The 12,343-nt window shown below is 67.4% G+C and carries 9 protein-coding genes; 8 read left to right on the forward strand and 1 reads right to left on the reverse strand.

Features of this window, described 5'->3' with window-relative positions:
* Nucleotides 1-2: 2 nt before the first annotated feature.
* Nucleotides 3-974, reverse strand: coding sequence for a lactate/malate family dehydrogenase (locus tag BCUN_RS05090; RefSeq protein ID WP_033514933.1), 972 nt, complete (start codon nucleotides 972-974; stop codon nucleotides 3-5).
* 241 nt (nucleotides 975-1,215) lie between these two features.
* Here BCUN_RS05090 and rpsO point away from each other — a divergent pair, with 241 nt between their 5' ends.
* The 8 genes from rpsO to BCUN_RS05130 all read left to right on the forward strand — a co-directional run bounded on the left by rpsO (nucleotide 1,216) and on the right by BCUN_RS05130 (nucleotide 12,340).
* Entirely contained in the window at nucleotides 1,216-1,485 is a 270-nt protein-coding gene (gene rpsO / locus BCUN_RS05095; protein ID WP_033514935.1) for a 30S ribosomal protein S15, read from the forward strand.
* Between the two features lie 283 nt (nucleotides 1,486-1,768).
* Entirely contained in the window at nucleotides 1,769-4,417 is a 2,649-nt protein-coding gene (locus BCUN_RS05100; RefSeq protein ID WP_033514937.1) for a polyribonucleotide nucleotidyltransferase, read from the forward strand.
* Between the two features lie 290 nt (nucleotides 4,418-4,707).
* Complete coding sequence (locus BCUN_RS05105; RefSeq protein WP_033514939.1) at nucleotides 4,708-5,316, forward strand: LemA family protein; 609 nt, start codon at nucleotides 4,708-4,710, stop codon at nucleotides 5,314-5,316.
* A 21-nt stretch (nucleotides 5,317-5,337) separates the two neighbouring features.
* Complete coding sequence (locus tag BCUN_RS05110) at nucleotides 5,338-7,521, forward strand: DUF2207 domain-containing protein (RefSeq protein WP_033514941.1); 2,184 nt, start codon at nucleotides 5,338-5,340, stop codon at nucleotides 7,519-7,521.
* A 244-nt stretch (nucleotides 7,522-7,765) separates the two neighbouring features.
* Nucleotides 7,766-8,629, forward strand: coding sequence for an aldo/keto reductase (locus BCUN_RS05115; protein ID WP_033514943.1), 864 nt, complete (start codon nucleotides 7,766-7,768; stop codon nucleotides 8,627-8,629).
* A gap of 157 nt (nucleotides 8,630-8,786) precedes the next feature.
* Nucleotides 8,787-10,262 carry a peptidase U32 family protein gene (locus BCUN_RS05120; protein ID WP_033515024.1) on the forward strand — a complete coding sequence of 492 codons (1,476 nt, stop codon included), beginning with the start codon at nucleotides 8,787-8,789 and terminating at the stop codon, nucleotides 10,260-10,262.
* A 37-nt stretch (nucleotides 10,263-10,299) separates the two neighbouring features.
* Nucleotides 10,300-11,460: a purine nucleoside phosphorylase YfiH/LACC1 family protein gene (locus BCUN_RS05125; protein ID WP_081895556.1), complete on the forward strand. Its 1,161-nt coding sequence runs from the start codon at nucleotides 10,300-10,302 to the stop codon at nucleotides 11,458-11,460.
* A 79-nt stretch (nucleotides 11,461-11,539) separates the two neighbouring features.
* Nucleotides 11,540-12,340 carry an IspD/TarI family cytidylyltransferase gene (locus tag BCUN_RS05130; protein ID WP_033514945.1) on the forward strand — a complete coding sequence of 267 codons (801 nt, stop codon included), beginning with the start codon at nucleotides 11,540-11,542 and terminating at the stop codon, nucleotides 12,338-12,340.
* Nucleotides 12,341-12,343: the final 3 nt, after the last annotated feature.

Raw genomic sequence — 12,343 nt, forward strand, 5'->3', positions numbered from 1 at the left:
GGTCACGCCAGCCCGACGCGCCCCAGGTTCTCCCGCACGTGCGCGCAGCTCGCATGGAACTCGTCGAGCTCGGCATCGGTCAGGTCGAGGTGCAGCACCTCCTCGACGCCGTCGGCGCCGACGACGCACGGCAGGGATGTGAACAAGCCGTACTCGCCGTACTCGCCGGTCATGAGCGTGGAGCACGCGGTGATGTAATGCTCGTTGGACACGATGGCGCGCACGAGCCGGCACGCGGCGTCCGCGACCGCGAACTCCGTGCACTGCTTGCCCGCGTAGGTCACGTAGCCGCCCTGGCGCGCGGCGTCCTCCACCGCGGCCAGGTCGAAGCCGAAGCGCTCCGGCTGCTCGGCGCGCAGCTGGGACAGCGGCTTGCCGCCGAAGCTCACCGCGCTGAGCGCGGCGAACATGCTGGCGCCGTGCTCGCCGAGCATGTACGCGCTGATGGAGTGCTGGTCGAAGCCGGTGACCCGCGACAGCGCGTACTTCAGGCGGCTGGAGTCGAGCGCCGTGCCGGTGCCGACCACGCGGTTCGAGTCGATGCCCGAGAGCTTCCAGATTTCCGTGGCCACGACGTCGCAGGGATTGGCGATGGTGACCCACACGCCGCCGAAGCCGGCCGCCGTGACCGGCTCGATGAAGCGCTTCGCCGTGTCGGTGGTATAGAACAACTCGCCGTCACGGTTCGTCGCTGCCAGCGAGACGTCGCCGGCGGCGTTGACGATGACGTCGCACTGCGCCAGCTGCGCATAGTCCTCGCCGCAATTGACGAGTGCCACATTATGCGGGCAGAAGGCGAGCGAGTCGCCCAGGTCCTGCACTTCGGCGTCGAGTTTCGCCTGGCGGCTCGCCTCGCCCGAGCAGATCTCCGTCATGTACAGCTCGTCCGCGATGCCCTGCAGCACCAGGCTGTTGGCGACGTGCGCGCCGACGTGTCCCATGCCGATGATGCCGATCTTCGTGACCGTACCCATGCCTGCCTCCTGTATTGTCGTGGATGGTCGTGTTGGTGCGGCCATTGTACGGACGGCCGCATTGCGGGACAATGAACGTGCGCGGGCGCTCGCCGCAAGGCGAACGACTGTCTCGAATCGTGGACAATGCACCTTCTTCCACCCCTCGGCGTACACTATCCCCTTGGCGTGTTTCGCCCGCGGATAGAGAGCGCTTCCGGCAGAAGGCCGGTGGCACCGCGCAGTTCACAAGGAGGATGCCGTGGCACTGACGGCTGAAGACAAGAAGCAGATCATCGCCGAGTATGCGACCCATGAGGGTGACACCGGCTCCCCCGAGGTCCAGGTTGCGCTGCTGAGCAAGCGCATCGCCGACCTGACCGAGCACCTCAAGGAGCACAAGCACGACCACCACTCCCGTCGTGGCCTGCTGCTCATGGTCGGTGACCGCCGTCGCCTGCTTGACTACCTCAAGAAGGTCGACATCGAGCGTTACCGCTCCCTGATCGAGCGCCTCGGCCTGCGCCGATAAGCTGCAACCCGGGCACGGCATCCGCCGGCTCGGGTTTTTGTTGGGTGAGCCCAACGCATAAGCGGCCCCGTCCGCACACCCGGTATTACAATCGTGTACCGGTGGAATGCGCCCGTCGCCCAGGCGACGCAGATAACTGAAGATGCCGCCATCCCCGCGGGATCGGGCGGCGAACCATGATGCGGCCGTCGGACCTACGGGGAGCGACCGAGACGACATACGACGACGGCCGGTTTCAGAGGATGTTTGAGAAAGACAAATAGAACAACAAAGGAGGAACCCTATGGAGGGTCCCGAAATCAAGGCTGTGGAAGCCGTCATTGACAATGGTTCGTACGGGACGCGCACGGTGCGCTTCGAAACCGGACGACTCGCACAGCAGGCGGACGGCGCCGTGGCCGCCTATCTCGACGACGACTCGATGGTCCTGTCGACCACGACCGCCGGCAACAGCCCCAAGGAGAACTACGACTTCTTCCCGCTGACCGTGGACGTCGAGGAGAAGATGTACGCCGCGGGCAAGATCCCCGGCTCCTTCTTCCGCCGCGAAGGCCGCCCGAGCTCCGAGGCCATCCTGGCCTGCCGCATCATCGACCGCCCCCTGCGCCCCCTCTTCCCCCACACCCTGCGCAACGAAGTGCAGATCGTGGAGACCATCCTCGCGGTCAACCCCGAGGATTCCTACGACATGATCGCGCTGAACGCCGCCTCGGCGTCCACGCTCATCTCCGGCCTGCCCTTCTCCGGCCCGGTCGGCGGCGTGCGCCTGGCGCTCATCGACGGCCAGTGGGTCGCCTTCCCGCGCTGGAGCGAGCGCGAGCGCGCCGTCTTCGAGATCGTGGTCGCCGGCCGCGTCATCGAGAACGGTGACGTCGCCATCGCCATGATCGAGGCCGGTGCCGGCAAGAACGTGTGGAGCCTCGTGCACGACGAGGGCCAGCAAAAGCCTGACGAGGAGGTCGTGGCCGGTGGCCTCGAGGCCGCCAAGCCGTTCATCAAGGTCCTGTGCGACGCGCAGAACAAGCTCAAGGAGATGGCCGCCAAGGAGACGCGTGACTTCCCGCTGTTCCCGGAGTACACCGAGGACCTGTACAACCGCATCGACGAGATCGCGCACGCCGACCTGGATGAGGCGCTCTCCATCGCGGAGAAGCTGCCGCGCCAGGAGCGCATCGCCGAGATCAAGCAGAAGGTGAAGGACACCCTCGCGGTGGAGTTCACCGACATGGACGAGGCCGAGAAGGACAAGGAACTCGGCAACGCCTTCAAGGAGCTGCAGCGCCAGATCGTGCGCCGCCGCATCCTCACCCAGGACTACCGCATCGACGGCCGTGGCCTGCGCGACATCCGCACCCTGTCCGCCGAGGTGGACATCGTGCCGCGCGTGCACGGTTCCGCGCTCTTCCAGCGTGGCGAGACCCAGATCCTGGGCGTGACCACCCTGAACATGCTCAAGATGGAGCAGCAGATCGACTCGCTGTCCGGCCCAACCTCGAAGCGCTACATGCACAACTACGAGATGCCGCCGTACTCGACCGGCGAAACCGGCCGCGTCGGCTCCCCGAAGCGCCGCGAGATCGGCCATGGCGCGCTCGCCGAGAAGGCCATCCTGCCGGTGCTGCCGAGCCGTGAGGAGTTCCCCTACGCCATCCGCCAGGTCTCCGAGGCCATCGGTTCCAACGGTTCGACCTCCATGGGCTCCGTGTGCGCCTCCACCCTGTCGCTGCTCGCCGCCGGCGTGCCGCTCAAGGCGCCGGTCGCCGGCATCGCCATGGGCCTGGTCTCCGGTGACGTGGACGGCCAGCACATCTACAAGACGCTGACCGACATCCTGGGTGCCGAGGACGCCTTCGGCGACATGGACTTCAAGGTCGCCGGCACCGCGGACTTCATCACCGCCCTGCAGCTGGACACCAAGCTCGACGGCATCCCGGCCGACGTGCTCGCCGGCGCCCTCAAGCAGGCACACGAGGCCCGCCAGACGATCCTCGAGGTCATCAACGAGTGCATCAACGGCCCGGCCGAGATGAGCGAGACCGCGCCGCGCATCATCACCACCACCGTCCCGGTGGACAAGATCGGCGAGGTCATCGGCCCGAAGGGCAAGATGATCAACCAGATCCAGGAGGACACGGGCGCCGAGATCACCATCGAGGACGACGGCACCGTCTACATCGCCTCCGAGGGTGGCGAGGCCGCCGCCAAGGCGAAGGAGATCATCGACCAGATCGCCAACCCGCACGTGCCCGAGGCCGGCGAAACCTACAACGGCAAGGTCGTGAAGACCACGAGCTTCGGCGCCTTCGTCAACCTGACGCCGGGCACCGACGGCCTGCTGCACATCTCGCAGATCCGCAACCTGGCGGACGGCGAGCGCATCGACGCGGTGGAGGACGTCCTCAAGGAGGGCGACACCGTGGAGGTCGTGGTGCAGGGCGTCGACGAGCGCGGCAAGATCTCCCTGGCGGTGCCCGGCTTCGAGCACCAGGAAGGCGCTGCCGAGCGTCCGCGCCGCGAGCGTGAGGACCGTGGCGGCCGCCGTGATCGCGACGAGCGTCCGCGTCGCCGCGACTACGACGACGATGACCGTCCGCGCCGTTCCCGCCGCGATCGCGATGACCGCCGCGAGCGCGACTATGACGACCGTCCGCGCCGTTCCCGCCGTGACGACTACGACGACGAGTACGACGAGCGTCCGCGCCGTCGCCGTGCCGAGCGTGACGACCGCGACTACGACCGTGACGACCGTCCGCGCCGTTCCCGCCGCGAGGACCGTGACGAGCGTCCGCGCCGTTCCTCCCGCCGTGACGACCGCAACCCGCGCTACGCCACCGACGAGAACTACGACGAGTACCGCGCCGACCGCGCCGAGCGCCACGAGCGTCCGCGTCGCCGCGTGCGCCGCGACTTCGATCCCTTCGACGAGGACTGAGCCGAGGGCCGACTGAGCGCAGCTGAGTGACGGGGCCTCCCTTGCCTGCGGGCGGGGGAGGCCCCGTCTGCGTTGGTGGGGGTGGTGCTAGAAATCTTACGTTTTTCCGTAAGAAATCTAGGATGCGGGCCGCTTGCGCGGGCCGCCCTAGATTTCTTACGGAAAAACGTAAGATTTCTAGCACCACCCCCACCGCTTCCCGCTTCCCACGAGCCGGACAACGTTTGCATGGGAGTCCTCGCCATGGTTCAATGGGAGGAATTTGTCATTGAACCAAGGAGCGTGAAACCATGAACGTCGGGCTCGTCATCGCGTTGGTCATCCTGGCCATCCTGATCATCCTGGCCGTGTGGGTCATCGGCATCTACAACAGCTTGGTCGGCATGCGCAACCGCGTGGGCAACGGCTGGGCGCAGATCGACGTGCTGCTCAAGCAGCGCGCGGACCTCATCCCCAACCTCGTGGAGACGGTCAAGGGCTACGCCGGCCACGAGAGCGGCGTCCTGCAGGCCGTCACCCAGGCGCGTGCCGGCGCAGTCGCGGCTGCCGCCAACCCCAACGCCTCCCTCGAGCAGCGCGCCGCCGCGGAGAACCAGCTGTCGCACGCCATGCTCAACCTCAATGCCGTCTCCGAGGCGTACCCGGACCTCAAGGCGAACGTCAACTTCATGGACCTGCAGGCGCAGCTGCGCCAGGTCGAGGACAAGATCGCCTACGCGCGCCAGTTCTACAACGACGTCACCATGAAGTACAATACGCGCATCCAGACCGTCCCGACGAACGTCATCGCGAACATGTTCCACTTCATGCCCGCGCAGTACTTCGTCGCCGACGAGCAGTCGCGCGTCGTGCCGCAGGTGAACTTCCAGCCGAACGTGCCGCCGCAGGTGCGGTTCTGAGGCGCCCCAGGCAGGTCGACCATGCGTCCCAGATCCATCACCAAGGCGGTCATCGTCGCGCTCGTTGCCACGGCCGTGCTCTTCGTGTGCATGGCGGCCCCCATCATGGCGGCCACCAAGTCCGCGTCCGGCAGCTACCGGACCTGGGACATCGAGGCGCAGGTCACGAAGGACGGCGACATCGTCACCCGGCAGGTCATTGACGCGCACCTCAACCACCGCGAGGACGGCGACGACAACACCGTGCCCTGGCGGCAGGCGTACCGCCAGTACACGCTTGAATCCTGGCAGGTCACCGGCCTGTCCGACATCTCCGTGAAGAACCTCAACACCGGCGAGACATACACGCAGATGGACCCCACCTGCAGCTCGCCGAGCGCCTACAGTTCCGCCAGGTGGGACGCGCAGTGCGCCGGCCACTGGTACATCGCCGACGTCAGCTACGGCGCCTCCAATCCCAGGCCCTACGAGCCGCTCACACCCACGGAAACCGAGGATGACGGCACCAGTACGACCGTGGAGGTCGGCTGGAACTTCCCCTCCGTCTCCAGCGTGGACAGCCTGCGCTTCGAGGTGACCATGACCTTCGAGAACGCCGTCACCGCCTACGGCGACGTCGACGCGTTCCAGTGGTCCGTGCGCAACGACGAGGACGAGGTGCCCATCGGCGAACTCAACGTCACGCTGGCGCTGCCCGAAGGCACCGGCAACGACACCTCCTGGGCGTGGCTGCACACGGAGGCGCTCTCCGAGAACAGCCGCAGCGACGACGGACGCGTCCTGCGGTTCTCCGCCCGCGACCTGCGCGCCGGCCAGTACGTGGACGTGGTCGCCATGTTCAACCCCACGTCCGCGGTCCGCCCCGACCGCCGCGTGTCCGGGGACGTCCGCCAGAGCCTGTATGACACCGAGGAAGCCAAGCAGCGTGCGTGGAACGAGCAGCGCCACCATGACGCCGTCATCAAGGTGACGATCTGGACCGTCATCGCGCTCGTCGGCGCGGCCCTGTGCGTCGGCGCGCTGGTCATGGCGATGCGCCGGCGCAAGAACGCCACCTACCGCGGGCCCATCGAATACTGGCGCGACCTGCCGCAGATGTCGCCGGGCGCCGCCGCGAAACTGGCCAGCGTGGTCGCTCCGGAACAGGGCACCGACTGGGCGACCAACGCCATGACGGCAACCGTCATGTCGCTCATGTCCAAGGGCGCCGTCGGCATCTACCCGGGTGCCGCCGCGCGCTACCGCGGCATCGACATGAGCCGGCCCGACATGGTCTCCCTCGCCCAGATGATCGACATGCAGGGCGGTGGCGAGAACACCAGTACCATCGTGATCATGCCGGTCGTCTTCACGCCCCAGTTGCCCGAGCTGGCATTGTGCGAGTCCGAACAGGCAGCGCTCGACCTGCTCATCAAGGCGTCGCAGCGCATCGGCTCGCCCGTCTTCGACCTCGACCAGATGAACGCCTGCTTCAAGGACGACGAGACCGCCTACAAGGACCGTGCCGCTTTCACCGACGCCGCGATGGGCGAATACCGCGCGCTGGGCGCCACGAAGAGCGCCGCCGGCAGCAAGGTGATGGGCATGCTTGCCTGCGTGCTCGCCGTCCTCTCCGGGATGGTGTACGCGGCGCTCGGCGGCGGTATCGCCCTGATGCTGTGCATCAGCGCACCCATGATGTTCCTCGGCGCGCTCGCCCTCGGACTGACGCCCGCGACGGTGCTCAGTTCGCCGGACAACGTGTACGCGGGCGAGGTCATCGGCCTGAAGCGCTATCTGGAGGACTACTCGGACTTCTCCGACCGCGGTGTGCTGGACATGACCCTGTGGGGCCGCTACATGGTGTACGCAGCCGCCTTCGGCATCTCCGACAAGGCCATCGCGCAGCTCGTGCGCGCCTACCCGCAGGTCGCCGACCCGCGCTGGCTCGACGACTCCGCCGTCGGCTACGGCCTGGTGTACTGGAGCCTGCGGCCTGCGCGTCACCACTACGGCGGCGCATTCTCCGGCACGGCGCCGGCGGGCATGTTCAGCGCGCACGGCGGCAGCTTCGGCTCGCAGCTGAGCGACAGCTTCAGCTCGATCTCCTCGACCATCACCGCGGCCATGCCCTCCTCCTCCGGTTCGTCCGGCGGTGGCTTCTCCGGCGGTGGCTTCGGCGGAGGCGGCGGAGGCGGCGGCGGTTCGTCGGGCGGCTTCCGCTGACTTAGGACGGCTCCGTGCACCTTGGGGTGCCGGGGCCGTCCTGGTTTCGAGGGGCCGCTCCCGTATGCCCCGGCATCCGTATGTCCCTGAGCAATCTCTCGTTTTTCCGTGATGTTTCCAGGGCGGCCCGCGTCCTAGATTTTGTTCAGAAAATGAACAATTTCTAGCGGCGCGGGGCGGAGGTTCCGGCAGCAGGCACACCAGGCGTTACGCTGGAACCACCTCACTATCCAAAGGAGACCACATGGTACTGCACCGCACACTCGGACCCTTCGACACCACCGCCATCGGACTGGGGGAGATGCCGTTGACCCTAGAGAACAACCTCGGCCACGACATGGGTATCGAGACCATCCACGCCGCACTCGACGCCGGCTGCCGGCAGATCGACACCGCCTGGGCGTACTACTGCTCGGGCGGCGAGGAACAGACCGGCGAGAAGCTGGTGCGCGAGGCGATGGCCAGCTGGAAGGGTCCCAAGGACGAGGTGCTCGTGGCGACGAAGGTCGGCCACTACCGCAACTTCACCGACGGCGTGCCCACCTGGGCGGTCGACGGCCGGCCGGAGAACCTCATCCGCCGCGGCAAGGAGAGCGCGATGGCCCTCGGCGTGGACACCATCGACCTGCTGTACTTCCACCGTCCCGACCCGTCGATCCCCTACGGCGAGTCCGTGGAGGCCATCAAGCAGCTGGTGGACGAGGGCGTGGCGCGCACCGCCGGCGTTTCCAATGCGTCCATCGAGCAGATGGACATCGCCCAGGAGATCCTCGGCGACTCCTTGGTGGCCGTGCAGAACCAGTTCTCGCCGATCTACACGGAGACCGCCGATACCATGGAGCACGCCGCGCGCATCGGCATCTCCTTCGTGTGCTGGAGCCCGCTCGGCGGCTATCGCAAACCCAAGGACGAAAGCAAGTTCGATCCCTTCCGCGCCGTGGCAGAGGCGCACGGCGTGAGCTACCAGCAGGTGGTGCTCGCCTGGGAGCTGGCCAAGGGCGAGCACGTCTTCGTGATTCCGGGCGCCCACCGCCCCGCCACGATCCTTGACAGCCTCAAGGCCGGCGATCTGGAGCTGAGCCCCGAGGAGCTGGCACAGCTGGGCTGATTTGGCTACAAGGGGCACCCACCGCGCTATAAGGGGCACGACACGCCGACGGATAGCGAATATCCGTCGGCGTGTCCTGCCCCTTATAGCGCGGTGGGTGCCCCTTATAGTACGCGGGGTGTCCCTTATAACTACACTTGGCGGGGTGACTACACCGATTATCCGCCGCCACGCACCCGAAGTGCTCGCGCCCGCAGGCAACCTGCGCGGACTCAAGACCGCCATCGACTACGGCGCCGACGCCGTGTACTGCGGCGGCAAGGCATTCGGCATGCGCTCGGCGCCGCGCAACCTGAGCATTGCCGACTTCACCGAGGGCGCCGCCTACGCGCACGAGCGCGGCGCGCGCGTCTACGTGACCCTCAACATCCTGCCGCGCAACGCGGAAGTGCCAGCCATCGAGCAGTACATCCACCAGCTGGCGGCGACCGGCGTCGACGCGCTCATCGTCACCGACATCGGCGTGATGATGCTCGCCCGGCGCATCGCGCCCGAACTCGAACTGCACGTGTCCACGCAGGCCGGCGTCACCAACTACCTTGCCGCCAACGCCCTGTACGAGCTGGGCGCGCGCCGCGTGGTGCTCGCCCGCGAACTGGACGTGCAGGCCGTGCGCGACATCCGCGCCAACATTCCCGACGACCTGGACGTGGAGGCCTTCGTGCACGGCTCCATGTGCATGGCCTTCTCCGGCCGCTGCCTGATCTCCAACTACCTGACCGGCCGCGACGGCAACCACGGCGAATGCGCGCAGCCCTGCCGCTGGAAGTACTCCCTGGTGGAGGAGAAACGCCCCGGCCAGGTCTTCCCCCTCGAGGAGACCGAACAGGGCACCTACCTGTTCAACTCGCAGGACATGAACATGATGGAGCATCTTGACGACCTGATCGACTCCGGCGTCACCAGCCTCAAGATCGAGGGCCGCGCCAAGAGCGCCTATTACGTGGCCGCCATGACCAACGCCTACAAGACCGCCGTCAACGAATACATGCGCCAGCGCGGCTTCGAGGACGCCGACGGCAACCCGCTCAAGCCCTTCGCGAACCGCATCGTGCGCGACCGCACCGTCGTGGCCGACGACGCCGTCGCCCGCCGCGCCGACGAAGCCTTCGCCGGCGTGCCCGGCATGGACTTCGAGCCGGACACGCAGGACGTCGCCGACGCCGCCGACGAGCTCATCGCCCGCTTCCCGCACGCCGCCGTCGAACCGGCCGACCCTGTCGAGCTGCCCGGTTGGCTCAGGGAGGAACCCTACAAGGTCGCGCACCGCGACTACAGCACCGGCTTCTACTATCCCGAGCACAAGGTCACGCAGAACACCGACCGCTCCGCCTACCACCGCGCGTGGCTGGTCGTGGGGGAGGCCCTGTCCTGGAGTCCTGAGGAGGGCGGTCGCCTGACCTTGATGAGCCGCAACAAGATCGAACCCGGCCAGCTCGTGGAGATCCTCCTTCCCGGGCGCCAACCCCTCGAATACGTCATCCCCGAGGGCGGCATCCGCGACGCAGACGGCAGCCCCGTCGCCCTCATCAACAACCCCGCGCACGTTTTCTCCATCCCCATGCCGGTCGAGGTGCCCGTCAATGCCGCCATCCGCTCGCGCACGAAGAAACCCACCCTGAAAGCCGAATGAAGGAAACATTCAGTTTCACTGGCTAGAGTGGTGCGTTATGAGTGAGCACAACGACAACGCGCAGCCCGAAGGCGAGCGCACCCCCGTCCGGATCGACCTGCAGCAACTGCTCGAGGCAGTGCAGGCGCACGGCCAGAAGACCGTCGACCAGCAGGACGAGGCGGCGAAGGACGGCCAGTACGACGACGCCATTCTCGACTCCTCGGCCATCGCGCCGACCGACGACGAGGGCAACCCGGTGCCCGTGACCATCCCGATCGTGCTGGCGCCGGGCGTGACCGTCGTGTACACGACGCGCCTGGGCGGCGTCTCCGAAGGCGACTTCGCGCACTTCAACCTCGGCGCCAAGGGCGGCGACCTGCCCGAACGCGTGCGCCGCAACCGCGAGGCGCTCGCCAATGAGCTGCATGCGCGCATCAGCCTGGTCAACCAGGTGCATTCGGCGACGCCGGTGGACCTCGACGACCTGTATGAGGAGAACGCCGCCTACGGCTTCAACGCGTCCGGCATGCGTGTGCCGGGGGACCCGGTGGAGGTTGACGCGGTGGATCGGGTGTCCGACGACGGCACGATCCAGGTGATCGACGCTGACGCGCAGGTGACGACCCGCACGGGCATCGCGCTGGGCGTGTTCGCCGCGGACTGCCTGCCGGTGCTGCTGGCGGATCCCGAGGCCGGCGTGACCGCCGCCGCGCACGCAGGCCGCAAGGGCCTGGTGGACGGCGTGATCGACGCCACGGTGGACATGATGGTCGACAAGGGCGCGCAGCGCGGGCGCATCGTGGCCACGCTCGGCCCGGCGATCTGCGGCGACTGCTACGAGGTGGGCGACGAGATCGCCGACGCCTTCGACGCCGTCTTCCCCGGCACTTTCACGCTGACGCGCTTCGGCGGCCCCGGCATCGACATCAACAAGGCCGCGCTGATTGCGCTGGCGAAGGCCGGCGTGGACGCCGACCGCGTCTTCTCCTCCCAGCCGCGCGTGAACGCCGCCACCCAGTATCTCTCCCACGACGCGGAGCTCGAGGAGCTGTGCCGCGAGGACAACGAAGGTGACCCGGCCCTCGCAGAACGCCTCGGCCATATCCGCCACAGCATGTGCACGCTGGAGAACCCGCTGTGGTTCTCGCACCGCCGCGCCCAGCTGGCGCAGAAGCCCCACGAGGGCCGCATGCTGGCGCTCATCGTGCGCCGGTGACTGCCCTCCATCCATCTGTTTTCCCAAGTCTTCCAAGTCTTTTCGACACTTCACCACCAATGCAAGGAGCATCCCGCCCATGAAGCATGCATCCGCCTCTGTGCAGACCACGCCCGTCATCGCCGTGGTCCTGGCCGCCGGCGTCGGCCACCGTTTCGACCCCGACCAGCCCAAGCAGCTGGTCACCATCGAGGACAAGCCGATCGTGGTCTGGTCCATCGAGGCCTTCGAACAGAACCCGCGCGTCACCGACATCCTGGTGGTCGTCTCCGAAGCCGTCCATGACGCGATCGGCGAGCTGGTGGAAGCCAACCGCTACTCCAAGGTCCGCGCCCTGCTGCAGGGCGGCAAGGAACGTTCGGACAGCACCGAGGCCGCCTTGGCCATGCTGGCCAAGGCCGGCGTGCCCGGCAACGCCAAGGTCCTCATCCACGATTCGGCGCGGCCCTTCGTCTCCCAGGAGGAGATCGACGGCTGCATCGACGCGCTGGGCGAGTTCACCGCCGCCACTGTCGCCTGTCCCTCCACGGACACGATCCTGCTGACCGGGGACCTCGGCGACCGCCAGGCGGTGCGCTCCGTGCCCGAGCGCCGCCATTCCTTCCGCGCGCAGACCCCGCAGGGCTTCCGCTTCGAGACGATCCGCAAGGCCTACGACCTGGCCGCGGACGACCCGGACTTCCGCCCCACCGACGACACGCGCGTCGTGGTCGACTACCTGCCCGACGAGCCGGTCGCCATCGTGGCGGGCTCGCCGAGCAACATGAAGGTCACCACCAAGGACGACCTGCCCATGGCGCGCCTGATCGCGCAGACCGTGGTCAAGCGCCGCGAGGCGAAGGCGAAGGTGCGCGCCATCTTCAACCAGGCGCTGGGGTGAGGC

The organism is Bifidobacterium cuniculi, assembly GCF_000741575.1.
GTDB classification, from domain to species: Bacteria; Actinomycetota; Actinomycetes; order Actinomycetales; family Bifidobacteriaceae; genus Bifidobacterium; species Bifidobacterium cuniculi.